This window comes from Nocardioides sp. S5-5 (assembly GCF_054954065.1).
Map to the genome: position 1 here is coordinate 4642068 of NZ_CP199913.1, position 24587 is coordinate 4666654.

Below are 24587 nucleotides of genomic sequence, written 5' to 3' on the forward strand. Positions count from 1 at the left end.
ACGACGCGCGGTGCTGCCCGTCGTCGCCGCTCTGGGTTGAGTCGTCGCAGCAGCCGGCGTAGGAAGTCCAGCCAGCCGGGACTGTCTCGCCCATGCTGGTCAGGGGGGAAAGGCGCCCGGGTGGGCGAGGGTCTGGCGGGTGATCCGTAGCGCGGCAACGAAGCTGACCCGGTCGGGATCATGCCCGGAGTGTGCGGCGGCTTCGGCCATCAGCGAGCGGATCGCGAAGTGGCAGCACAGGTGGCCCCAGATCTCCTGGAGCACCAGGTCCGGCGACTTGGATCGCAGCACAGTCCTCGGGCCGCGTTGGTGGGTCTTGAGCTCGTCGAAGGTCGACTCGATCTCCCACCGTTGCGCGTAGGCCGCGGCCAGATCGGTCGCGCTCGCCTCGCCCGGGTCCACGATGGTGGTGAAGAGCCGATACGACGTGGTGTTCTCGCGGCCGTCGTCGAGGGTGTAGTCGATGACGCGCACTCGCATCGGCTCCGCAGCCCGCGCGGCCTTGGAGTGGGTCTGTTGTAGGTCGGCCAGCCAGGAGCCGTCGGGCAGGTCTTCGACATGGACCGGCTTGGGGGCGGATTTGTCGGTGCGGATCCGCCACAGCAGGTCCGCCCCGGTCGCGATTGCCTTGCGCCACAGGGCGTAGGAGAAGAACCCGCGATCCGCGGTCAGCAGCATCCCTGGCGCCAACCGGTCCACGAGACGATCAGCAAAGACGGCCTCGGATGTCGAGTAGGTGCCGACCTCGGCGGCGAACACCGCGTGCGTGCCACACTCGGCCAACGCGACCACGCGAGCCTGGGGGAAGGCTGCCTGCTCGCCCTTGTTCACCCCCGGCCGGCCGAAGTGCTCGGCATTGACTGCCGTGTCGGCGACATCGAGACACGTGCCGTCGATCGCAACCAGCCGCCGACCGGCGAGCCAGACTCCTGGCATCTCATCGGTGCCGATCGGCTTGGCAACCCGCTCGAACAACTCCTTCAGCGGTTCAGCGCCCAGCCTGGCCCGGGCCTGGAAGATCGCGGACTTGCTCGGCGGGGAGTACTCCTCGGTCCAGCCCGAGGCCCACGAAAGACCATCGGTCAACTGAGCCAGCACGTCCTCATAAGAGCCCTCCGAGTACAGCGCCATCCCGATCGAGAAGTACGCCATCACCCGCGCCGGCAACGACCGATGCCGACGCTCGGTCCGCCCCACTTTGGCGATCACATCGTCGACCAACTCCGGCGGGAACACCCGCGTCAGCACCCCCACCGACACCAGATCAGACAAGCGTCGCTCGGTCTCCGGCTTCCTCCATCCAGCACGCGGCATGCCACCAAACTACACCGTCGTAACCTTAACTGAACGGTATTGGGCGTAGTCCTTGCTCGTGTAGACCGACCCGTGATCGGAGTGGAACACCGCCCCGGCGAGGCTGCCGCGGGTGGTCTTGGCTGCGTTGAGGGCGTCCTCGACGAGGCTGGTGCGCATGTGGTCGGCGACCGCCCATCCGGCAAGGCGTCGGCTGTAGCAGTCGATCACGGTGGCCAGGTAGAGGTTTGTCCCGTCGGCCAACGGCAGGTAGGTGATGTCGCCGACGTAGCGGAGCCCGGGCGCGGGGGCGGTGAAGTCCCGCTTCAGCAGGTCGGGGACCTTCTGATCGGACTGCTCGGGGATCGTGGTCCGCACCCGCCGCTTCTTGACGTAGCCGGCGATCCCCGCGGCCCGCATCACCCGCGCGACCCGCTTGTGGTTGACCCGCTCCTCGGCCGGTGCGCCGTCGTTGAGCTCGGCGGTGATCCGCGGTGCCCCGCAAGTGTTGTCTTCGTCGTGGACGGCGCGGATCCGCTCGACCAGCACGGCGTCCGCGGCAGCCCGCTCAGCCCGAGCAGGAGCCCCGGCCTTCCACGCGTAGTACGACGAACGCTCGATCTCGACGAGCTCACACAGTCGCTTCACCTCGAAGGTGGCGGAGTTGTCGGCGACGAACTGGAAGCGACTCACCAGACCGTCTCCCCGGCGAAATACGGCCCTCCTGACTGATCCGTGGGTCAGATCCGACCGGGGAGGGCTGGCTTGTGGCCTCCGAGGTTGAGCATCGCCAAGGCGATGAGTGCTCCAGGTGAGGCGAACCCGAAGGCCATGCGGGTGATGAGCCGGATCTTGGTGTTGACCGACTCGATCAGGCCGTTGGACAGTCCGTGCTCGATCGCGGCGAGGATCGCGGCCTTCTGATCGATGACGGTGCGTTGGAGCTTGACGAAGATCGGGATGCGGGATCGACGGGCCCAGCCGATCCAGGCATCGAGGGCAGCCGGCGCCTCGTCCGGCGGGAGCTGGAACACCAACCTGAGCGCTTCCTTGAGGAGGTAGGCGCGGTGCAGCCTGGGCTCGGCCTTGGCGATCCAGGCGAGCTTGGCCCGCTGCCGGGTGGTGAGGTTCTCGGGGTTCTTCCACAACGCGAACCGGGAGTCCTTGACCGCCTTGGCGTGGCCGGTGGCCTGCACGTCCTTGCCGTGGGCGCGGCGGGCACGGTGAGCGCGGACGTCGCCGCGAGCAGCGTTCCAGGCCTCGCGGCGGACCTCGTCGAGGGCATCGGTGGCCCACTTCACGACGTGGAACGGGTCCGCGCAGCGCACGGCGTTCGGACATCGTTCGGCGACGACCTGGGCGATCCAGCTCGCCCCGTCGGCGGAGACGTGGGTGATCTCAGCGCAGCGACCTTCGCCGGAAGCCTCCAGCGCGTCGAAGAACGTGCGCAGGGTGGCCTGGTCCTTCCCCGGCGCGGCCCACACCAGCCGGCCGGTGTCATGGCAGACCACCACGGTGAGGTACTTAGCCTCGATCCGTGGATCGACTCGGGGTTCGCGACATGGGTTGCGGCGGGCCTGGACGTGAAAGTGCCTCCTGGCTGGGAGAATCGTGATTGCTGAAGTCGCGAGTCGCTCGAGCCGAAGAGGCACTGGAAGTGAAACTACATCAAGAGTGGTCCCGAGCCACGCCGGTCTTCGATGAAGACCACCTCGTGTCGCATGCCGGACTGGTGCCGGTGATGGCGTTGGCCGAGCAGTCCGGACTCTCCGGGCTCCTCGCCGACCGGGTGTCGATCAAGTCCTCGCTCGTCCGCTCGGCTGGGGTGAACCCGGCGGGGAAGATCGCCACGATCATCGCGGGCATGGCCGTGGGCGCCGAGTGCATCGAGGACCTCGACATCGTCCGCGCCGGCGGGATGAAGGAACTGTTCGGCGGGGTCTACGCACCAGCGACGCTGGGCCAGTTCCTCCGCTCGTTCACCCACGGACATGTCTCCCAACTCGCCTCGGTCGCGCGCTCGCACCTGGTGAACCTGGTCGCGTCCACCGAGCTGCTGGACGGGGTCGGTGAGCAGGCGTTCATCGACATCGACTCGCTGTTGCGCCCGGTCTACGGCTACCAGAAGCAAGGAGCGAGTTACGGCCATGCCAAGATCGCGGGCCGCGCGTTGCTCCGCAAGGGTCTCTCGCCGCTGGTCACCACGATCAGCACCCCCACCAGCGCTCCTGTCGTGGCCGGTGTACGGCTACGAGCCGGGAAAGCAGGATCGGGCAAAGCAGCCGCATCCATGGTCGAAGAAGCGATCCGGACTGCCCGCGCCTGCGGCGCCGGAACGAGCACCGGAACGAGCACCGGAACGAGCACCGGAACGAGCACCGGAACGAGCACCGGAACGAGCACCGGGAAGATTCTGGTGCGGGGCGACTCCGCGTACGGCAGCAGTGCCGTGGTCAACGCCTGCATCAACGCCGGTGTGGAGTTCTCGGTCGTGCTCAGACACAACGACGCTGTTGCCGCCGCGATCTCCCGGATCCCCGACGATGCGTGGCAACCGGTGCACTATCCCGGCGCCGTGGCCGATCCCGACACCGGTGAGCTGATCTCCGATGCCGAGGTCGCCGAGACCTCCTACACCGCGTTCGCACAGAACAACCCGGTCACCGCACGGCTCATCGTGCGGCGGGTGCGCGACAAGACCAACCTCGATGCCGGCCTCGAGGAGTTGTTCCCGCTCTGGCGGCATCACCCGTTCTTCACCAACAACACCGAGCCCGTGACGGCCGCGGACATCACCCACCGTCGTCACGCGGTCATCGAGACCGTCTTCGCTGACCTGATCGACGGACCGTTCGCGCACATGCCCTCAGGCAGGTTCGCCGCGAACCACGCCTGGACCCTGTGCGCGGCCATGGCCTACAACCTGCTCCGCGCGACCGACACCCTGGCCCCACGCACCCGCAACACCGCTGGACAGAACATCCCGATCCCCGCTCGAGGCACGACCCTGCGGCGTCAGATCATCAACGTCCCAGCTCGCCTAACCAGGCCGCAGCGCCGCCCCGTCCTGCACCTGCCCGCACATTGGCCCTGGGCCGAGCGCTGGCTCCAGACATGGGACCGCGTCTTCGACACCGCCCACGGACCACCGATCACCACCTGAGCGATCCACCAGCCGCAAGGCACGACCCGAGGAACCCCGACAGTGGAAGAGCTGGGCAGACCAGCACCACACCCCTGCCCAACTGCCGCCGCCCAACCCAACCGCGTCAGCCACCACCTACCCCGACTCACCCGCCGAGTCGATCCACGGATCGAGGCTTAGAGGTTCCGCCAATAGGTATTGAGCGGTGAGGGCGTGTCGGTCACGCAGGACAGGCACGAGCCTCGGTAACAGAAGGGGTGTCTGACGCCACTTCTCTTCCCCGAGGTGCTCGTGCCTGCCCTGCCATCTTTCATCATCGAACCGCTGTGGGACCAGTTCGCCGCGCTGATCCCTGAACCCATCGACGCTCATCCCCTTGGGTGTCACCGACCGCGTATCGCGGACCGGGTTGTGTTCGACAAGCTGGTCCAGATCGCGGTGCTCGGCGCCGCCTACGACCGCATCGCCGACACCACGTGCTCGGCCACCACGATCCGTCGGCGCCGTGATGAGTGGATCGAGGTCGGGATCTTCAAGACGCTGGAGCAGATCTGTCTGGACGCCTACGACCAGATCGTCGGTCTGGACCTCTGCGATGTCACGGTCGACGGGTGCATCGTGAAGGCTCCCTGTGGTGGCGAGGCAGCGGGCAGATCCCCGGTAGATCGCGGGAAACAGGGAACCAAGCGGTCCCTGTTGGTGGAAGCTGCCGGCATCCCGCTGGGGTGTGTCGTCGCGGGCGCGCACCGCAACGACTCACCGCTCCTGCGCCCCACCTTGGAGCACCTGGGCCGCTTCGACCTGGGTTTCGGTGATGGGCTGCCCGACGACATCACGGTCCACCTCGACGCTGGCTACGACAGCCGCAAGACCCGCGACCTGCTCGACGAGCTCGGCTGCGAGGGCGTGATCAGTAAGAAGGGCTTCCCGCTCCAAGCCGGTGCCCGGTGGGTCGTGGAGCGGACCAACTCCTGGCACAACCGCGGGTTCAAGAAGCTCGCCATCTGCACCGAGCGTCGCACCCAGGTGATCGAGGCCTTCATCGCGCTGGCCAACGCCGCGATCATCATCCGACGACTCGTCCGCCAGGCCTGGATCACCCACCGCTGGGACGGTCGACCAGCACGACAACCATGACCTATTGGCGGAACCTCTTATGGCCGCGCTTGTAGGAGATCTCGTCGATCCCGATCCGACGCAGCCCGGCGAACAGGTCGACCTCTGCCGACGCATCGGCCCACACCCGGTCCACGATCGAGCCGACGGTGCGCCACGCGACCCGCATCAACTCGACCACCGCGGTCTTGGAGCACCTGGTCGCCAGCCACGCCGCCTGTTGGTCGAAGGCACGGGTATGTCCCGCGCCGTGACGAGCCCACGGGACAGCCCGGACCGTGGGGCCGTGTGTGCGGCAGTTAACCCGCGGCGCATCGGCCTCGAGCCACACTCGGATCGTGCCCAGGTCGAGCGCCCGCCAGCGCCGGCGACCCTCGCCGCGGTCGTACCAGGGCGAACGGCGACCGCACCGTCCGCATCTGCCTGCTGACCGCCGGGTGGGCCGCACCGCGGCCACCACGACGCCCTCGTCCTCATCGAACTCGATGCTCTCGATGACCGTCTTCTCGACCCCCAGAAGGGCGCGCCATAGGCTGGCGTTCCGCACGCCGTTCTCCGCTCAGTGGTTCCTGTTCTTCGACAGCTCAGAAACCTAGGCAGGGAACGGCGTGTTCAGTTCTCAGGCGCGCTCAAACCACCCACGGAAGAGTCAGGAGAGCCCGAAATACTTCGCCGCCCGCTGGAGAATCTCCCGCTCGGTGGCCAGCTTGGTGGTCTCGACCTCGAGTTCGGCGACCCGGGCGCGGAGCCGAGCCAGCTCCTGATCGGGCGACTCCTCACCCGGGCCCGAGGTCGTCTTGCTGGTGGGCTTGGACTGCAACGGGCTGGAGGTCAACGTCCCGTCAGCAGCGGTCTTCTTGCCGGTCCCGTACACCTCGAGCCACCCGCGCAGCGTGCCCCGCACGATGCCCAGGTCCTCGGCGATGCCGCGGACCGTGGCCCCCGGGGTGGACTCGTACAAGTCGACGGCCTGACGACGGAACTCCTCGGAGTAGTTCTTCCTGGCCATGATTCTCGGATCATCTCGCTCTCCCCGCCACCCTCACGGGTGCGGGATTCGGCGTGTCCAAGATCCGGGGTCAGGCCCCCATCGCCTGCATCGGCGTCTCCTTCAGGCAGACGATCGTCATACCGATCCAGTCGCGCCTACCGGAGTACCCCAGCTCCACTCCCGCCGGGACGGGGTCGATGATCACGGTGTCGGCGCGCTCGAGCGCCTCCCCGTAGCGGTCCGGCCAATCGGCCGGGCAGAAGAGGATCGCCGGACCCACCGGCAGCTCGACGCCCGCTTCAGACGTTGCCGATGCGGTCACGACCCACCCCGCACACTCACCCGAGCCAGCACCGGCAGACTGGATCACCGTGGCCGGATGACCACCTCACCGAACGCACCCCATTCCTGCATCCAGTGCGGAAGTGAACCGACCCGTCAGAACCACCGCGGCCCGTCTGGCCCGCACCTGCAAGCCGCCGGCTGATACGGCCAGCCTAGATTCGTTCGCACACTGAACGAGTGCTGGTGGTCCGCGACCAGGGCAGAGACTGGCGACAGTGAAGCTCACTGCTGACCCAGAGGTGTGTGTCGGGGCCGGACACTACGTTCTGACAGCCTCTGCTGTGTTCACGCAGTCGGTCGAGGATGGCACGATGCTGCTTCTCGACCCGTCTCCGCCGGAGTTCAGGGGCGCTCGGGTCGAGGAAGCCATGGAGATGTGCCCCTCGGGCGCCATCCGCCTGTCGTCGGTCTGAAGCGTTTCGCCGCCAGGTGACCATTGGGCGAAATGCCCCGCCCGGCTGTCGCCCACAGGTGATCCAGGACGGTCACTGCCTGGAGCGGCAGGCGTGGCTTCTCGCCCACTCCGGCAGAGTGCGAGAGCGGCTGTCCTGCTGATCCGTACTCCAGAGCGAGCCGCAGATCACGCAACAGGCCTCCTGGGGCACCATGCTGACCGGGTCGCACGCCAGTACCCGGATCTGCGGCCGGAACTCGTCGGGCAGGGTGTCGTACAGAGCGGCAGGGCGGTCTGTGCGAAAAGCATGCGGCACCACAGCGATGATCCGTACCGGCTGATCGCCCAGGACGCGGAGCGCGTGCCCTGTCCCTGGGTAGGTCGTCACCAGGTCTCCGGGGCCCAGGCGGACCTCCTCGCCGGTGGTGAAGGACATCACGCACTCGCCCTCCACCACGATGTACCACTCCTCCACATCGCTACCCGTAGGGACGTCACGATGGATGTGGAGCCCGATCGCGTCGCCGGTGTGACGGGCAGGGATCTCCACGAAGCTGACGTGCAGATCTCCTGGACCGCGGTTGAAGGCCGCCCCTGCGCGGACCTCGACATCGGCGCCGTGAGCATGCGCGGGGTTGACCGCGACCTCGTCGAACGTGTAGCGGCGCCACCCGCGCTCATAGCCCTGGTTCACTCGAGCCTCCGCACGATTCATGAAGGGAATGTCGATCTCGCAGGTTGGCCGGCCCGTCGGGCTCGTTGACGGGGTCAACCGCCCGACACTATCATTTCCGTACACTGAGCAATTCGGGCCACGCCGGATCGAGCGGGTGACGATCAAGGGCGACGTCTCGATCCGCTGGTGCGGTGCACTCGCGCCCGGAACAGTGACCGCCGCACCGAGCGCGGACCTCGCCCATTCTCCATTCCTCGAGGCCAGCGGAGCGCCGACGCATGCTCCGAATCGAAACTGTGACACCAAGTCGATCTGACCTCGGTGGCGGTCCGCCGCCACGAAGATCCGCTCACCGTTGACGCACGCAGGGCTTGTGCTCCCGTGAGTCCTCAGTACACTGAGGGTAATCTCTCACAGCGAAGCTGTACTTGCGTCGCCAAGACTTGTTGCTGTGGCCCCGTCCATGAAGGGAAGAAGATGACAGCGGAGCAGGACCTTGTGGAACGCATCCAGCGAATTGAGGACTATATCTCGATCACTGAGTTGAAAGCACGCTACCTGCGCGCGGTGGACTCACGGGATTGGGACCTCCTCGAATCCGTCTTCCTTGCTGACGCGACCTTCGTCTCCCTGACCGGAGTGACGAGCCAAGGCACTGCTGGGTGGCTGGAACGAGCCAAGGGGGCCCTGGAGGGCTCGTGGTCCGTACATCACGCACACATGCCTGAGATCTCCATTGAGGGCGACACCGCGACCGGGATCTGGGCCCTAGAGGACTACGTCGGCTTTGCCTCCGGAAAGACCGTCCACGGCTATGGGCACTACAAGGAGACCTATCAGCGAACCCCCGATGGCTGGCGCATCTCGCGGTACGCGATCTCGCGTTTGCGGGAGGAGTGGACGGAGACGGTGGTACGGCCCGCCTTCGGCACCTAGGTCTACCCGGCCAGGACGTGGGTAGCAGCGGGAATGTCTTGACATGAGGAGAACCCCCAGTTCGGGTGTGGCTTGTCTAAGGCCCACATCCGACCGGAGGTTCTCATGTCCTACGGTAGTGCTCGCACCACGTTGTATGGACGGCTGCTGATCGTTCAGCGTCATCGGGCGGGTGGCCCCAGGCTCATATCGCGACTGCGATGGGTGTCTCGCGTAAGTGTGTGAAGACCTGGATCGACCGCTTCGCCGCCGAAGGTGAGGCAGGGGGTTGGTGACCAGGTCGTCGCGGCCGCACACGACCCCGACACGGACCAGTGCCGCGGCCGAGCAGCGGGTGCTGGCGATCCGCGGTGAGCGGCGTTGTGGCCGCGAGGAGATCAGTGAGCAGAGCGGGGTGCCGGCGCGGACGGTCTCGCGGATCTTGGCCCGACACCGGGTGCCGCCCTTGGCTGCGTTGGACCCGATCACCGGAGAGGTGATCCGGTCGAGCAAGGTCACTGCGGTCCGCTGCGAGCGCAGCCGGCCGGGCGAGCTGGTCCACATGGACGTCAAGAAGCTCGGCAAGATCCCACCAGGTGGGGCTGGCGGGCCCACGGACGTGCGAGCGGCTCGATCATGCGTGACCGGTCCACCCGGGTCGGCTTCGACTATGTCCACTCGCTCGTCGATGACCACACCCGGCTCGCCTACTGCGAAGCCCTGGCCGACGAGCGGGGTGCGACCTGCGCGGCGTTCGTCGCCCGGGCTGCGGCGTACTTCGCGGCTCACGGCATCGATCGGATCGAGGAGCTGATGACCGACACCGCGTGGGCCTGCAAGTGGTCGTTGCGCGGAATCAGCGCCGAGTTGGCCGCTGGTTGCGAGGTACCCAGCTAACGGGTTGCGATGCTACTCGGACGTGGGGGCGCAGTTCACCTCGACCTCGCTACGGCGAACCACTCGCTGAGATTGGCGCAATCCCCTCGATAGAACCGTCGCTGCCTCATATGACGACGCCCTGGCCGAGACCGTGGACGGCTACTACAAGGCCGAGCTCATCCGCGGGCTTGCCCTCGACGGCCGGCCGGCGCCCAAGCGTCGAAGACGTCGAGCTCGCGACTCTGTCGTGGGTCCACTGGCACAACACGCAACGCCTGCACGGCTACCTCAACGACGTCCCACCAGAGTTCGAGGAGTCGCTATACGTCGTGCAAGGAACGACCAACCCTCGTGACTCGTGCCACCGGGGTGTGTCAGTGAGGGTGGATCTGTAGCGCGGTCAGGATCGTGGCGGCGGTCGGCGTGAGGGGGTCGGCTGCGACGTGGTCGTGGCCGGCGATGCGGACGCTGATCTGCTGGATCGGTCGCAGGGTCTGGATGATCTTCTTGATGCTCAGCCCTGTCGCGTTCTGCAGGTAGCGAGCGATCGCGAGTGCGGCGAACACGATGGTGAGGTGGGCCTCGATCGCATCGCGGGTGTGGTGGAACATGGGTCTTGCGGCGAGGTCGGTCTTCGACATCCGGAACGACTGCTCGACGTGCCACAGGTCGTGGTAGCTCCCGATGACCTCGCCGGCGGGCATCAACGCAGCCTCGATGTTGGTGACGTAGCCCTTCAATCCGACCAGGCCACGAGCCCGGGCCAGTGAAGCCTCGTCGACCTCGTTGGCTCCATTGCGGGTCTTCACGAACCGTGGTGTCCGGGCGGCCTTCTCCCCGGCCACGACAGCACGGGCCTTGTTCTCCTGCAAGGTGAGCGTCTTGCCGTCCCGGACAGCTCGCTTGGTCGAGTAGGCCCACACAGCTCGCCAGGACTTCGCGTGCACGGCCGGATCCCACACCGGTTCAGCCTTCCGCTTCGGATCCGACGCCTTCACTGCTGTGCCGCGTTGGTCGCGTGGGGTGATGGTGTCGATGATCTGCCCGTCGATGAAGGCGGTGCCGTGCCACCGGAAGTGGGACTCCAGATCCTTCGGTGCCTTCGTGACGCGGGAGCCGACGATGAAGCGAAGGCCGGCATCGTCGAGCTCGCGCAGGTTCGACGACGAGAGCATCCCGGCATCAGCGACGACGACCATGTCCGCGATGCCGTGCCTGTCTTGGAACTGCTTCACCACGGGCAAGATCGTGAGTGTCTCGGCCTTGTTGCCCTCGAAGCAGCCGATCTCGAGCGGGAACCCGTGCCGGTCGACCAGGAGCCCGACCACGATCTGTGGATCCACGCGACGCTCTTTGGAGTAGCCGACCTTGCGGAGCTCGTCTTCCTTCTCTGCTTCGAAGTAGAGCGTGGTGACGTCGTAGAGAACCAGACTCACGTCCCCGGCGGTCAGGGCGTGGTCGAAGCAGGCCTCGGCGATCTGACCGCGGTAGTCACGCTCCTGGGCTCGCTGCAGCGACCGGAACATCGTGCGCAGACCGACAGCATCGACGCCGACCTCGCGAAGGACACGCACCGAGTCTGCCTTCGAAGTCGGCTCGATGATCCGCGCGAACACCAACTGGGCGAAGGCTTCATCGCCGATGACGTCGAACCCCAGCCGCGTGTACGCCTCGGTCAAGACCTGCCACAACAGGGCCGAGCGCTTGCTCGTAATGAGGCCGGGGCGCTGTGGCACGCCCTCATCCTCAAGCCCGACACCGTCAAGGTCGAGGGCCTCTTGGCCCTCATGCAGACGCCGACTGGCCGCAGCCATCAACAGCTTCAACTCCGCGTCGGTCCGGGCCGTCCCCACATGTGCCACCACGACGTCGCGTCCACCGCGGCGCTCCGCAAGCTGAACCTTCGTGCTGCCCGAGCGGCCCGGAACCTTCCGCACGAACACCACCAGCCGACCCTACCGAGGACCGGGGTGTGTCAATCAGCGACGCCGCAACGCCCTGACCTGCACAGATCCCAACGAGATCACCGAATCTCGATCAAATGGCACGAGTCAGGTCGTGGGTCCACTGGCACAACACGCAACGCCTGCACGGCTACCTCAACGACGTCCCACCAGAGTTCGAGGAGTCGCTATACGTCGTGCAAGGAACGACCAACCCTTGGTCGGAATCCAATAGTTCGTGTCTCTGTAGAACCAGGGCGATTCACACAACGGATTGTTCACCCACACGTCACTCAGCCTGAGGGCGCGGGTCGATATGCGGGCCCGGCGCTGTGCTCAAGTCACGCTGTACGTCCGCCGGAATCTAGACTGTGGGTAATGTGGTCCGCGGCTGCCATGCCAAAAACAAGCCCGATAGAGAGGTTGCCGGCGTAATGCCGGTTGTTGAGGTTGCCGATGTCGACCCCGCACGCGTAGAGACCACCGATGGTTTTGCCGACGGCATCCAGCACCTGAGCGTTCTGATTCACTTTCAGCCCGCCCATAGATGACGTAATGCCTGGCTGGACCAGGACGCCGTAGAATGGCGGCGTCATGACCGGGTAAACGTAGCGAGACTTTGGTACGTCCAGCAAGTGCGTTGTCCCATTGTTGGCTGCGCCGTTGAAGACTTCGATGGTCTCTCGCAGTTGAACCGGCGCCACGCCGAGCGTACCGGCCTGTCTAATTAGCTCTTCCATATCGTGCGTGAATAACACCGGAGCCCCGGCGTCCCTAGCGATGCCAAATTTGTCTGACCCCGCCTGACTGAATCTTGAGCGAGGATCGCGATACATCTTCCACATTGCGTCGTCAAAGACCAGCAAAGCTGTTGCATCGGGTTGCCGCGCAGTGTCCTGTGCCAGGGTCTCCTCAAGCCGTGTCTCGCCCTCGTCGGTGTACCGCTCGCCTCTGAGATTGACCGCGACTGCCGCTGGACCGTAAAATTGCGAAACCTCGATCAGTTGCGACTTATCAAACTTTGCTGGACGAGCAGGCAGATTATGTCCGTAAAATGCATTGAAACCCCCATCGGATGGAGCCGCGCCAATCTGAGTCGCTAGCCGCAACCCATCACCTGTGACTGAATCCGCACATCGTGGCCACAACTTGGCCGCATAAGGGGTGATGTGTTCTGCGATCAAACTTGGGCAGGCAGCGAAACCGCCGGTAGCCAGTACGACAGCACGGGTTTTAACCGAGAGCCGAGTACCTTGTGCGTGGAGAACGACGCCGACTACGCTCTCACCTTTCCGAACCAATTCCTCTAGCGACGTGTCGAGGAACAACGGCACAGCGAGGCGAGTAAGCTCCTCGACCATCATGTCCACAAACTGGGACGGATTCATGACCCGCCCTATCGTGTCGTATCCCTCGATGATATCGCCGTCGATCAGACGATTCGGTAGATCAGCGTCCATGCCAGACAATGTCGTGCCTGGTTTCACCTCGGCGGGTATCCCGAGCTCGTCCAGCCACGCGTGTCCGGCGGGAATGCCCTCAACCCACCGACGTTGCAGATCGGCATCGCCATGCGGAACGAATGATCGAATATCTTCGAATCTCCTCATTCCCCAGACTCCGCCCCCGGAAAGCCGCGTCGTTCCTCCAGCCTCGCTCGCCTTCTCGACAACGATGACACGTGCCCCGGCCCGTGCGGCACGCACGGCAGCCGTAAGGCCGCCGATGCCTGAACCAACGACGACGATGTCGACTTGGGAGTCCGACGCGGCCATCAGCTCGCGAAGCCGTGTTCCAGTCACAAAGATTGACTCTCTCGGGTGTGCACCGTTGACATCGACTTCGACCGTACAATTGGGACGTAGACGCCGCTCAATATCGCACTCTTGGAGTTGGAGTTCCTGACCGGAACATCCCACGCTCTCATGGCCGCGGTGTGGCATCTCCGACTACGGCCAACGACTCTCGCGAGTACCTCGATCGTTGGGGGGCCAGAGGCATTGGACGAGCTTCGCGAACACCTTGGACCTCATTTAGTGCATAGGCCCGATACTCGACGTGCAGCCGATGGCGATCGTCCCAATTATGCGGAGCCGACCGGAGCAAGATCCCAGGCTGCCGGAAGAGACGTAAAGATACATGCGGCCACATTGTATTCGACCGACACAGCGTCCTCGTCATCAATTCGGAGGTTTGGCAGTCGACGCAATACTTCCTCCAGCACAACTTGCATTTCAAGTTTTGCAAGTGGGGCGCCGACACACCGATGAATCCCTGCCCCGAAACTCACATGCTGATTGCGGGGGCGGTCGAGTCGGAACTCATCCGGCGACGGGAATTTGCTCGGATCTCTGTTTGCGGACCCGAGAAGTAACATTACCTGGTCGCCCTTCGGGACCTCGACTCCCTCTAGCGACAGGTCTTTCGTTGCAGTTCGTCCCTGGCCGAGAAGCGGGGTGGCAATTCTCAATGCTTCGTCGACGGCGGATTCGACTAGGGACTGATCAGCCGTGACTTGGTCTTGAACGTTCTGGTTGCGAGCCAAGTGATAAAGAAGTCCTCCAATGCCCGCTACCGTTGTATCGTGGGCAGCGTTCAGAGTGAGGAGCGCCATCGCGACCGCATCGTCGTCGGTGATCGGCATCCCGTCGATTTCAAGCGCTGCAATTTCTGAAAGTAGATCATCGGTCGGCTGCTTGCGCCGCTCATTTAAACGCTCGCGCACATACTCGTGCAGTTCAGAAATCGCCGCCGCCGCGCCAGCATTGTCCCCCTCCCTGGTAAGGCGTAGGGCTGTGACGTCTCTTTCGCGGAACCACGGCCAGTCCGCCTCTGGCAGGCCAAGTAGGCGGGCGATGACCAAGGGAGGGACGGGCTGTGCCAGCGACAGGGCAAGATCACCTCGACCCTCGGCGGCAAATTGGTCAAGGCAATTCGTGACAATCTCACGAACTTGCGGTTCAAACTTCCTCATGCGGGCGACCGTAAACCAAGCCTGCATGGGCTTGCGAAATTTTCGGTGCTCCGGCTCGTCTTGCTCGAGGCAGATCACTGGCGGCTGTGGGATTTTTGGAATACTAATCCCATTCAAGCTACTACTATATGTGACTGGGTCCAGCAAAGCTTCATAGACATCTTGATATCGCGACATCAGCCAGAAGCCGCCGAAAGTATCGGTATGACTTACCGGACATCCTGAGCGGAGCTTGTTATAGTATTCGGTGGGCTCTTTCGCTACTTCCGGCTTAGTCAGTTCGAAGTCTGCCACGCGCTCCATAGCCGTCACCCCTATCCAGTAGGCCACCTAAGCGAGGAACTTTGCCTCCGATGTGTGCCAACCTAGTTGCTCTGTATACTGATGGATGGAGATTATCCCCCACCCTCGTAGTTGTCAAGATTCAAGCCGACTTCTGAGCCGGGCCACCGCCTTCGTCCCCACACGCCTTTGGGTAGCACCGGAGCGGGTTCACGCCTGGATCAGCGGCCCGTTGGTGGCCCGGGGGGCGCCGCACCCACCGCTCGGGCGAGGATGTTGGCAATCAAGGCGTGGTCCGTTGGGTGAGCTCGCCCTCCCAGTGGCCCGGGACGGCCCGGTGTACTCACGCAACTGCTCGTTGGACACGGGCCGCGCGGTCTTGGGACGCTTAGCCGCCTGCTGCGCCTTCCACTGCGCCACGCCAGCGCGGTACTCCTGTTTGCCGCCACGAGTCGCGGCATTGCGACCCAGTTCGCGTGAGACGGTCCCAGGGTCACGCCCTATCGCACGGGCAATCTCGCGCACGGCCCTTGTCCTTGGCGCGGAGGATCGCGATCTCCTCGCGTTTCCCGCAGGTCAGGTTCCGGACAGTGGGGTCGGCCAGCGGGATTGGCGGCACGTCGCCAGCGTGACGAAACCAGCGAGCACCGACCGGCCACGACACACCCACGGCGATCGACGCCTCCACCGTCGTGTCACCGGTGGCGGTCTGTGGCCAGAACTGCCGCTGCACCACCCGCGAGGGATCCGGTCGCCTGAGCGAGCGCATCGCCTGTTCTTCCGCATGACCGCGATCTGCTCGACAACCGTCGCCGGGGTCCGCGTCGAGCGACAACAAGGCGCACTCGAATCACCGTGGAGGCCGGCTTCGCCGTGCTCGCGTTAACGGCCACCCACTTGCCCAGGCACTGGCGTCAGACGCCTGCTTCGGCAGCGATGTGGGCAAAAGGACCGTGGCGGCAGCACAGCACCAGTCGCAGACGGCCCTCAGGGGTCAACGGCGCATTACGAAGGCTCATAGGGCAGGTACTTCGGATCGGCGACGGATGTCTTGGTCGACTTCCATCTTTGCCACCAGGGACCCGCCCGTCCGTCACGACCTACGGCCGGGTGACACCAACCTCATGAGCCGCAACTGCTGGCGCGCGCGAACGACTCCATCGTGGTGTCGCGGACGCGTTTCAGGGCGGCCTCGACCGACGTCGCCCGATGCTCGCTCGACAGCATTTCAATACCCCAGAAACCGCCGAAACCTGCACTCATCATCGCCGCAATGAACGTTGGGATATCCGCGTCCCCCTCACCGCAGTACTGACGATGGTTGACCGTGTCCTCGAGGAGAGTCCCCTGGGGCTCCCGTCGGGCGTCGGCCAGCTCGACGGCGATGACGTGCGCCCCGCTCTGGCCCTCGAATACCGACAGATCCCAGCCACCGCGATAGGCCTGCCAGCTGTCGATCATCAGACCACCGGAGCCGCTCGGCGCAGCCCGCACAACGCCGAGGCCCAGTTCGGGTGTGCAGGTGTGAGCCCACGGATGCAACTCCAAGGCCATCTTGGTGCCCACGCGTTGCGCGGCTTCGCAGATACGCGCGAACTCAGCGGCGATCTGGTCGTAGTCCGGCGGGTGAGTCTGGAGCGCAGCGATGCTGGTTCCGACCTTGATGTGCCGAGCACCCAGCTCGGCGGCGCAGCTCAGCAGGAACTCGAGCTTTTCCTCCGACGCCTTCCGCTCGACAGGATCAGTCGAGTACCACCCGGTGAGGTACTCGAGCTCGACCATCTCAATCCCAGCACGGGATACCGCTTCTCGCACCTTGCGCATGGCGCCGGCACCATGGCGCTCCAACGCCACCCGAAGGTCGACATCGAGAAACCCTATGCCCTGGAAGCCGGCTCGTCCTACGCACTCGACCCGATCGAAGATGTCGAGGGGGCTCGCTGGGCTCTCGTACAGCGGTGATGCGTCACCGGCGCTCGTCCAAGCCGCGCTTACAAGCTTCACGTCCGTCACTGGCATCTCAGGCCCCTTCACCTTGGTCCAACTCCGGAGATTCCCCATGCAGCTGCATACCCGGCGCCCCTTGCCGACAGGTCACGCCCAGGCATTCATCAGCATACTGACTAAATCACCAATCGTCACCCCGAGGTATGGCAGCCAGCCTTCGGCGCCGCGCCGGGCAACAAGATCTGTCCCGCTGCCATTGTCAATCGTCAAGGACGTCAGGATCTGCCCCGTGACGGACGTGAGACCTGCCCGTTGACGGTCACGCTAACTGCGCGGTGGTGGCCACGCCATGCGCCGGATTCTTACTCCGCGCCGCTGCCTACTTCGCCACCTTCGGGATCGCCCGGATCGAGGAGGTGATCACCGACAACCACCTGTCCTACCGCCGATCCGCCGACATGCGTGCCGCTGTCGAGGCCCTCGGCGCCAAGCACATCTTGATCAAGCCCCACTGCACCTGGCAGAACGGGAAGGTCGGCGGCTGCTTGTCGCCGGCAAGATTGCTCAGTATGCAGAGTGGCGCTCGTTCGCCTCGCGGCATCAGCGGATCCTCCCTACCTGCCCGGTCACAACGGCAAGGTGGAGAGATACCAGCGGATCCTGGCCAACGAGCTGCTCTACGCCCGCCCCTGGCGCAACGAAGCCCACAGCTGCGACGCGATGGCTACCAGGAACCTGCACTACAACCACCATCGGCCCCACAGCGCCGCCGCGGACAAGCCCCCGGCCTCACGCCTTCGCACCGGCGTCATCAGCAACTACACCTAGCCGGCCACTCGTGCGGCGATGGCATCGCCGATCTCGGATGTACTTCGCGGTAGGCCACCTCCGCCGGCTCTCTCCGCCAAGTCGCTGAGCACCGCCTCCTCGATTCGCCGAGCCGCGGGGCCCAAACCGACGTGGGCGAGCATGAGCGAAGCGGACAGAATCGCTGCTGTGGGGTCCGCCTTCTGTTGTCCGGCGATGTCCGGGGCAGATCCGTGCACCGGCTCGAACATCGATGGAGCGGTCCCATCCGAGTTGATGTTCCCGCTCGCGGCCAGACCAATTCCGCCAGTAATTGCAGCCGCCAAGTCGGTAATGATATCGCCGAATAGATTGTCTGTAACGATAACGTCAAAACGGCTGGGATCCGTCACCATAAAGATAGTGGCCGCGTCAATGTGGAGGTAATCAACAGTAACGTCAGGAAACTCCTCGCCCACCTCAGCCATCAGCCGCGACCAAACCGCACCCGCGTTCACGAGCACATTCGTCTTGTGGATGAGTGTCAGCTTCTTGCGTGGGCGTTGCATAGCTCGGCCAAAGGCGTGGCGCACGACTCGCTCAATGCCGAAGGCAGTATTCACCGAAACCTCGGTTGCGATCTCGGCTGGCGTACCGACGCGGAGCCCTCCGCCGTTCCCGATATACGACCCTTCGGTACCCTCCCGAACTACAACGAAATCGACATCACCCGGGTCCGCGAGCGGCGACCTGACCCCAGGAAGAATCCGCGACGGCCGCAAGTTCACGTAGTGGTCCAGTTCGAAGCGAAGCCGGAGCAGCAGACCTCGCTCGATGAGCCCGGCTGGAAGTTTCGGATCCCCAGGCCTTCCTCCAACAGCTCCCAGGAGGATCGCGTCATGCCCGCGAATTTCGTCGAGGACCGCCCCGGGCAAAACATCACCAGTGGCGAGATAATGTTCCGCGCCCAGGTCGTACCGTGTGACTTCCAGCTTCTTTGTCAGCGGAGCGGCCCCCAGTACCTTGAGTGCCTCCGCGGTCACCTCCGGTCCGATCCCGTCGCCGGCGATCACAGCAAGATGCAGAGTAGATGTCATGAGTTTCTCCTATGTCGAGCAGTAGGGGCGAGTCCCGTCGCCAACGGTGCCTGATCAATGTCGAGGTGGGTGAACACGATCCAGAAGCGTCGTCGCTTGAGGCATTCAAGGCCCCGAGGTGGACATGCCTTCGGCCCGCCACCTGTCGGAGTCAGCCTGAGTCCATGGAGCTGGGTCTGCCACGCTCCTGTCCAGACAGGCACCACGTTGCGCCCAGCCCTGGCATTCACCAGAATCTGGCCGTCGATTGCTCAGAAGACATAGCGATCCTCACATCGTCCGCATGCTGAACATACCGTTCGCAATCAGTGCTTCCGCTGGACTCTTGATTCCATCTATTCGGCGAGCCGAACCGAACCACAGAGACCCGCTGGCATTAATCCTGATCGCCTGTTGACGAAGCTCTCTCGGGTCGGGTGCAGCGCTTCCATCTCCGATGACAGCTAGATGAACTACCGGCTCCAGAAGACCGTATGAACACCGGCGTTTGCCAGGTAAAGCGCCTGCGTTAGCTCGATCGTGATGCGTCGTGGGCCGCGCCGCGAGGTTCCCAGTACGCTGCACTCCAGCAATTCACCGCTCGTCCGCACGCTCACGGCCAGGGCACGGTCAATTTCAGCCGGCAGTTCATAGACCCTCGTGTTTCTGCATGCGAATTCCACGACGTTCGCCTCGCCGTAGGGCCCGGTCAAGGTGGCGCACATCCCTGTCTTGGAACTCACGATAGCGTCGACATATGCGACACCGGGTGCGCGCCGGCGCCACTCGTCAAAGGACATCAACCTCATTCCTCACCTCTCCCATTTCTCACAGACGCCAACCCCTCGGCTTTGCTCAGATGCAGCGGTAGACGTCCCCGACGTAGGCGGACTACCTCTTTCGGCAGGGAACCCAGCGAAACCGCGCACTCTGCTGTCAGCGCTTTCCCGCTACCGAACTCGGAAGTGATCGGGGCCTGGCGACGGTCACCGGCTGACGTATCCGCCCCAACAGGCTCGAGTTGAGTGCTGGCTCAACCGGGGCACCCGCCGGCCAGGGATCGCAGTGGGCCAGGGGTGACCCGGTCGACCTCACATCAAAGTCACTTACTACCGCGGCGCACCACAATGGTGAACGCAACAGCAAGAATGAGACAGGCACCGTTGAACACGTCGGACACCCAACTATCGAATCCAAGAAGCACGAGGCCCGTGATTCCCACAGTCAATAGATAGAGCGCGACCAAAGTACCTGCCACGTTGAAGCGACCCACCTTGATTGCGGACGTGCCGAGAAAGGCTGCCGTGATAGGCGGCAACAAGTAGGCAGCATTGGACGAAGTGTCGACCGCGCCAAGACTCCCCGCAAACAGCATACCGGCGAGAGACGCCAAGGCACCCGACACAATGAAGCTCCCCACGCGTAGTGATGTCACGCGAAGACCTGCCAACTCCGCCGAGGCGCGGTTTCCGCCGACGAACAATAGGAAGCGTCCAACGGGGGTCAATTCGAAAACATACCAAATGATCCCGGCAACGATCCAACCGATCCAAACAAACGTGGTCAGCCCCAGGAAACGGTGACTTGCGAAGTCACTCAACTCCGGTGGAATTGTCGTGACTAGGGTTCCACCGCTTAGAAAAATCGAAAGGCCACCCAGAATAGTCAAAGTTCCCAGGGTCGCAATAAAGCTGTCGATCCCGACCTTTACCACGAGGATCCCGTTCACTACGCCGACCACGGGCCCAATGAGGAGCGGAAGAAGGTAAACCATCCAGGTGGACTCATTGTTAAGCGTAAGAATCCCAACTGCAGCGCCCGTGAGGACCATCACTGCCGACACGGACAGATCGAAGTCACCTGCACGTAGAGGAATAAGAAGTGCCATTGCCAACAGCAAGACAGTAGCTTGACCCTCGACCATCACTCGAACGTTGGCAACAGACGCAAAAGTGTCTGGAAGGAGGAAGCAGAAGGTGATGAACATCAACGCCAGCAGAACAACCATTGCCCATGGAACGAATGCACCCAGTGGACCTGCATATCGCGGGCGACCCTTCGACGCATCTAGATGCTGAAATCCAGCCGCTTCCGTCGCCAAGTCGTCGCCATCGAGCGGACTCGTTTCGCCCTTAAGCTGCATTACTGCCCCCTTGACCATCGGAGAGCCCTCGTTGCGAGAGCGAAAGAATGCGTTCTTCGGAAACTTCGCCAGGCGACAGCATCGCGGAGCTCGACCCGTACTGCATGATCAGTACGCGATGACAGACCTGGGCGACTTCCTCGGTGTCAGACGAGAAGATGACGACGGCTGCGCCGGCATCGGCAGCTGCCCGGACAATATTCAAGATTTCCTTCTTTGCGCCGGCGTCGACGCCCTGCGAGGGCTCATGAAGGAGAAGTACGCCTGGCTCGAGGCGCAGTATTCGAGACATCACGATCTTCTGCTGGTTTCCGCCACTGAAATGAGAAATCTCGAGTGACGGGAGATTCGGGCTTACTGAAAATCCTTTGAACTCGCGCTCAACGAACTCGCGCTCCCGCGCAGGATGAATCCGAAATTTTCGCCAGAACTTACCGAGATGGGGCAGGGTCAGGTTCTCCGAAGCGGAACCGAGCAGCCAGAGTGCGTCTCGCTGGCGATTCCCCGGAACGAGCCCCATGCCTGCCAGCCTGGCGGATCTTGGGGAGCCGTCCACCGGCCGCCCATCAACGACAACCTCTCCCGCCAATCGTGCCCGACCGCCGGCAAGTAGGTACGGAATCTCATCCTGACCCATACCGGCCAAGCCGGTCACACCGACGATCTCCCCTGCGTGGGCCTCGAAAGACAGGTCGGTGATGCCGCCGTGCGTCAGACTGCGTACTTGAAGTCGGACATCCTGATTTGTATGCACGTGCTTCTCCGGATAGAATTCACCAATTGGGTATCCGAGCATTAAATCCACAATCTGTGACGCGGTAGTCGCGGCGGCGTCAACCGTAGCCACCAATTGGCCACTCCTAAGAACACTGATCCGATCGCAAACGCTCAGCACTTCATTCATTCTGTGGCTGATATAGATCACAGCAGTCCCGTTACGCGCCATCGTGCGCAGGAGTTCAAGAAGGCGGATTGACTCCGCGTGTGGCAGTGCGGCCGTGGGCTCGTCCAGCACGATCACCTTGTTCTGGCCGTCGTCACCCAGTTGGCGCAGACCTCGCAGGATCGCGACGACCGACCGTTCCGCGGGCGATAGGTCACCCACCAGTTGGTTCGGGTCCAAGTCGAGACCAAACCGTTTGGCAAGGTCACGGATGATTGTGCGCTCATGCCTGCTACTGATGGGTGAGCCAATCCAGCGCTCGTAGCCGGTCGATATGCCGACATTGTCGGCCACCGACATACCTTCAACCAGAGCTAGGTCCTGATGAATGATGGCCACGCCGTGCTGTCTAACGTCTTTGATCGGGAATGTGACCTCCTCCCCTTGGAGAGTGATCCTCGAGCCATGATCAGGGACATGGATCCCACCGAGAATCTTGACCAAGGTAGACTTCCCCGAGCCGTTCTCCCCGACAAGGCCATGAACTTCGCCGGGAAGGACAGACAGATTCACGTCTCTGAGAACGGTGACGCCTGTGAAGCTTTTGGCGACATTTCTCATTGAAATGGCCGGCTCGGTCATCGCCGCGACATCCAGCCGCGTTTGGGAATGAGGTTCAAGAGAATTGTCACGATACCCCCCAAGCCTGCCTGTACTCGTCTTCAAAGCCAACCAACTTCGGAAACTGCGTACTAAACTCCCACGCCTCGCCCCAGTTCGATTCGTCGAAAATCTGCTGTGGCAGGTACACGTTCTCTGGCGAGCCGGAAATGACGCGCATGACGCTGTCCGCCGCAATCCATCCCACGACCTCGTGCGGCATCCACGACAGGTCAGCGACCTGCCCGCTTCCTTCGATAGACGGTTGCAACTGACCGCCATCCCATCCGATGACTGGGACGTCGATACCCACCGTCTTCGCACTCTGGAGGACCATCGGAACCGCCGGGTCGGGCGTCATGAGGAAGTTCATGTTGGGATTCCGACGAAGCATATTCGCCGAAATCGTCGGCACTGACGTTGCGAAGGTCGGAATCGGGAAATCAGTCGATTCAAGCTCGCACTGGTCGCCGCAGAGAGCCTTTACCTCTGCAACGATAGCATCGTTATAGGCGGTGTTGTACTCGTCACCTGCAGCGTAAAGGACAGCGCCGTCCAATTTACACTCGGTCTTGGCGAGAGCATAGTCGGCCGACAGGGTCCCAGTGTCCTCGGCCTTCATGGCCACCACGGCCGCAACGGTGTCGGGTTGCGCCTCCTGCACGAGATCGAGTACCGGAATTCCAGCCGCCTTGGCGTCCTCCAGAGGGTTAGCCACAAGGCTGGGTGAGACGCCGAACATGATGATCGCGTCCACATCCTGTGCAATTGCTGAATTGACCCCCTGCGCAGCGAGGTCTGGCCGGGCCTTGGCGTCGAACAACGTGCTGCTAATCCCAACCTCCTCAAGCGCCTTTTGCAAAGCCTCGTTAGCAACCGCGTTCAACGTCGAGGCTTGGATCCAGGAGACGATAGCAACCGTCTTACCGCTCATCGAAGACGTGTCTAGCGGCTGCGGCTTCTCGATCTCCATCGGCTGCATAGCCGCCTCAACCTTCGCCTCAGCCTGAGCGACGCAATCGGCACTTCCAGCACCGCCACCAGAATCCGCACTCGTGTCCGAACACGCGCCAAGCGCGGTAACGAGAACAGCGGTAGCGAACGAGCCTGCGAACATTCGGCGTCGCGCTGAACCCGCGGACCTCACGCCGAACACCAATCAATGGAAAGTAGACCAGCTTTGATCGACACTTGAGTAGGTCCTTCCTGGAATGTTGAAAAGGATAGAAACGTGCCCCTGGGGGCATTGGGCCAGCTATGACATTTGCGTTCTTCTGGTCCGCCGCCCGAGTGCGTGGCCACGAGTCATCGCGAAAATGCTCAGTGTGCTGAGTAGATGACGCAATGTAACCGGACTCACAAGCGATGTCAATCCCCTCCGCGTCAGGCGGAGGTGAGACCCCGCTACTGCGTCCCTCCCCTCCGCACGGGGCGAGAAGCGAGGTAGTTGATGACCATGACGTTGGCCGATGCTGCCCGGATCGATGATGGGGTGGTGGGCCCGAGGGCAGACCAACCGACGCCAACGCCGGTTCACTGGTGAGTACAAGGCCGCGATCCTCGCCGCGTACGAGGCCGCGGAGTGAAGACCAAGAAGGCCTGCGAGCTCCTCGAGCGTCTGCGGGGCAGCCACTGCCGCGCCAAGCAGCCGGTGGCCCACGAGCCGGCCCGTAGGCCGTCGCGGCCGACCCCGCCGAACGCTCTGACCGCAGTCGAGCAGGAGCAGGTGTTGGCGGTGTTGACCTCGGAGCGGTTCTGCGACAAGTCGATAGTGCAGAACTCGCCACCCCAGTGGACGACCGGTTGGACGCCGCGATCGCCGAGATGGCCGCCGACAGCGAGTTCACCCCACTCGTGCAGCGGCTGGGGCAACAGCATCGGCTCCCTCATCGGCCTGGTACCCAGCGAGTTCTCCTCAGGCCAGTCCAGGGTGCAGGGATCGATCACCAAGACCGCCAACAGCCACGTCCGCAGGCTCCTGATCGAAGCCGCCTGGCACCACCGCGCCAACCATGTCGTCGGCAAGACCATGCGCGACCGCTGGGAACTCGCGTCACCGGCCGCCCGCGCCGCGGCGACGAGGGCAACCCGCGGCTGGACCACCGCTGGAACACATTCCCAGCCCGGCGCAAGCGCCAC

16 protein-coding genes and 10 pseudogenes are annotated in these 24587 nt (G+C 63.5%); 9 read left to right on the forward strand and 17 right to left on the reverse strand.

Annotation, left to right across the window (positions count from 1 at the left end):
• Positions 1-99 precede the first annotated feature (99 nt).
• The 3 genes and pseudogenes from ACUP6Y_RS22400 to ACUP6Y_RS22410 form a co-directional block, all read right to left on the reverse strand.
• Positions 100-1314: an IS4 family transposase gene (locus ACUP6Y_RS22400; protein ID WP_462551601.1), complete on the reverse strand. Its 1215-nt coding sequence runs from the start codon at positions 1312-1314 to the stop codon at positions 100-102.
• Positions 1315-1353: 39 nt separating this feature from the next.
• Positions 1354-2007, reverse strand: a pseudogene (locus tag ACUP6Y_RS22405) (IS3 family transposase); the annotation flags it as partial.
• Between the two features lie 32 nt (positions 2008-2039).
• Positions 2040-2819: pseudogene (locus tag ACUP6Y_RS22410) on the reverse strand (ISL3 family transposase); the annotation flags it as partial.
• Positions 2820-2950: 131 nt separating this feature from the next.
• On the opposite strand from ACUP6Y_RS22410, the gene ACUP6Y_RS22415 reads away from it, so the two are divergent.
• Positions 2951-4456 carry an IS1380 family transposase gene (locus ACUP6Y_RS22415; RefSeq protein WP_462552199.1) on the forward strand — a complete coding sequence of 502 codons (1506 nt, stop codon included), beginning with the start codon at positions 2951-2953 and terminating at the stop codon, positions 4454-4456.
• Positions 4457-4729: 273 nt separating this feature from the next.
• On the forward strand, positions 4730-5575 hold the full coding sequence (locus ACUP6Y_RS22420; RefSeq protein ID WP_462553709.1) for an IS5 family transposase: 846 nt from the start codon (positions 4730-4732) through the stop codon (positions 5573-5575).
• A 16-nt stretch (positions 5576-5591) separates the two neighbouring features.
• Here the strand turns inward: ACUP6Y_RS22420 and ACUP6Y_RS22425 are convergent.
• The 3 genes and pseudogenes from ACUP6Y_RS22425 to ACUP6Y_RS22435 form a co-directional block, all read right to left on the reverse strand.
• Positions 5592-6101, reverse strand: a pseudogene (locus ACUP6Y_RS22425) (helix-turn-helix domain-containing protein); the annotation flags it as partial.
• Positions 6102-6215: 114 nt separating this feature from the next.
• Positions 6216-6563 (reverse strand): annotated as a pseudogene (locus tag ACUP6Y_RS22430) (transposase); the annotation flags it as partial.
• Positions 6564-6633: 70 nt separating this feature from the next.
• Positions 6634-6867, reverse strand: coding sequence for a hypothetical protein (locus ACUP6Y_RS22435; RefSeq protein ID WP_462553207.1), 234 nt, complete (start codon positions 6865-6867; stop codon positions 6634-6636).
• Between the two features lie 238 nt (positions 6868-7105).
• On the opposite strand from ACUP6Y_RS22435, the gene ACUP6Y_RS22440 reads away from it, so the two are divergent.
• Positions 7106-7303, forward strand: a complete 198-nt coding sequence (locus tag ACUP6Y_RS22440; RefSeq protein WP_462553208.1) for a ferredoxin — start codon at positions 7106-7108, stop codon at positions 7301-7303.
• A gap of 72 nt (positions 7304-7375) precedes the next feature.
• Here the strand turns inward: ACUP6Y_RS22440 and ACUP6Y_RS22445 are convergent, their stop codons facing one another.
• Positions 7376-7978: a cupin domain-containing protein gene (locus tag ACUP6Y_RS22445; RefSeq protein ID WP_462553209.1), complete on the reverse strand. Its 603-nt coding sequence runs from the start codon at positions 7976-7978 to the stop codon at positions 7376-7378.
• A gap of 459 nt (positions 7979-8437) precedes the next feature.
• Between ACUP6Y_RS22445 and ACUP6Y_RS22450 the strand changes: the two genes are divergently transcribed.
• From ACUP6Y_RS22450 to ACUP6Y_RS22460, 3 genes and pseudogenes are all read left to right on the forward strand, one after another.
• The gene (locus ACUP6Y_RS22450; protein ID WP_462553210.1) at positions 8438-8896 is read left to right on the forward strand and encodes a nuclear transport factor 2 family protein; all 459 of its coding nucleotides are present in this window, start codon (positions 8438-8440) and stop codon (positions 8894-8896) included.
• Between the two features lie 105 nt (positions 8897-9001).
• Positions 9002-9751, forward strand: a pseudogene (locus ACUP6Y_RS22455) (helix-turn-helix domain-containing protein); the annotation flags it as partial.
• Positions 9742-10149: pseudogene (locus tag ACUP6Y_RS22460) on the forward strand (hypothetical protein); the annotation flags it as partial. The pseudogenes ACUP6Y_RS22455 and ACUP6Y_RS22460, both read left to right, overlap by 10 nt.
• Here the strand turns inward: ACUP6Y_RS22460 and ACUP6Y_RS22465 are convergent.
• The 5 genes and pseudogenes from ACUP6Y_RS22465 to ACUP6Y_RS22485 all read right to left on the reverse strand — a co-directional run bounded on the left by ACUP6Y_RS22465 (position 10129) and on the right by ACUP6Y_RS22485 (position 16972).
• Positions 10129-11700 (reverse strand): IS1634 family transposase, encoded by a 1572-nt coding sequence (locus ACUP6Y_RS22465; RefSeq protein WP_462553211.1) that lies wholly within the window; start codon positions 11698-11700, stop codon positions 10129-10131. The pseudogene ACUP6Y_RS22460 and the gene ACUP6Y_RS22465 overlap by 21 nt on opposite strands.
• Before the next feature lie 338 nt (positions 11701-12038).
• A complete protein-coding gene (locus ACUP6Y_RS22470) occupies positions 12039-13499 on the reverse strand; it encodes an FAD-dependent oxidoreductase (protein WP_462553212.1) in 1461 nt (486 codons plus the stop codon).
• Between the two features lie 281 nt (positions 13500-13780).
• Positions 13781-14974 carry a cytochrome P450 gene (locus tag ACUP6Y_RS22475; RefSeq protein WP_462553213.1) on the reverse strand — a complete coding sequence of 398 codons (1194 nt, stop codon included), beginning with the start codon at positions 14972-14974 and terminating at the stop codon, positions 13781-13783.
• Between the two features lie 273 nt (positions 14975-15247).
• Positions 15248-15791: pseudogene (locus ACUP6Y_RS22480) on the reverse strand (helix-turn-helix domain-containing protein); the annotation flags it as partial.
• 284 nt (positions 15792-16075) lie between these two features.
• Positions 16076-16972, reverse strand: a complete 897-nt coding sequence (locus ACUP6Y_RS22485; protein ID WP_462553214.1) for a sugar phosphate isomerase/epimerase family protein — start codon at positions 16970-16972, stop codon at positions 16076-16078.
• A gap of 278 nt (positions 16973-17250) precedes the next feature.
• On the opposite strand from ACUP6Y_RS22485, the pseudogene ACUP6Y_RS22490 reads away from it, so the two are divergent.
• Together ACUP6Y_RS22490 and ACUP6Y_RS22495 are read left to right on the forward strand one after the other, a co-directional pair.
• A pseudogene (locus tag ACUP6Y_RS22490) lies at positions 17251-17436 on the forward strand (IS481 family transposase); the annotation flags it as partial.
• Between the two features lie 76 nt (positions 17437-17512).
• Positions 17513-17728, forward strand: a pseudogene (locus ACUP6Y_RS22495) (integrase core domain-containing protein); the annotation flags it as partial.
• Here the strand turns inward: ACUP6Y_RS22495 and ACUP6Y_RS22500 are convergent.
• The 5 genes from ACUP6Y_RS22500 to ACUP6Y_RS22520 form a co-directional block, all read right to left on the reverse strand.
• Positions 17725-18783 (reverse strand): 3-isopropylmalate dehydrogenase, encoded by a 1059-nt coding sequence (locus tag ACUP6Y_RS22500; protein ID WP_462553215.1) that lies wholly within the window; start codon positions 18781-18783, stop codon positions 17725-17727. The pseudogene ACUP6Y_RS22495 and the gene ACUP6Y_RS22500 overlap by 4 nt on opposite strands.
• Before the next feature lie 452 nt (positions 18784-19235).
• Complete coding sequence (locus ACUP6Y_RS22505; protein ID WP_462553216.1) at positions 19236-19562, reverse strand: hypothetical protein; 327 nt, start codon at positions 19560-19562, stop codon at positions 19236-19238.
• A 302-nt stretch (positions 19563-19864) separates the two neighbouring features.
• Positions 19865-20923, reverse strand: coding sequence for an ABC transporter permease (locus tag ACUP6Y_RS22510; RefSeq protein ID WP_462553217.1), 1059 nt, complete (start codon positions 20921-20923; stop codon positions 19865-19867).
• Positions 20895-22430 carry a sugar ABC transporter ATP-binding protein gene (locus ACUP6Y_RS22515; RefSeq protein WP_462553218.1) on the reverse strand — a complete coding sequence of 512 codons (1536 nt, stop codon included), beginning with the start codon at positions 22428-22430 and terminating at the stop codon, positions 20895-20897. The genes ACUP6Y_RS22510 and ACUP6Y_RS22515 overlap by 29 nt, the downstream gene beginning before the upstream one ends.
• Positions 22431-22476: 46 nt before the next feature.
• The gene (locus ACUP6Y_RS22520; protein WP_462553219.1) at positions 22477-23421 is read right to left on the reverse strand and encodes a sugar ABC transporter substrate-binding protein; all 945 of its coding nucleotides are present in this window, start codon (positions 23419-23421) and stop codon (positions 22477-22479) included.
• Between the two features lie 798 nt (positions 23422-24219).
• Between ACUP6Y_RS22520 and ACUP6Y_RS22525 the strand changes: the two are divergent.
• Positions 24220-24441 (forward strand): annotated as a pseudogene (locus ACUP6Y_RS22525) (transposase); the annotation flags it as partial.
• Positions 24442-24587 lie beyond the last annotated feature (146 nt).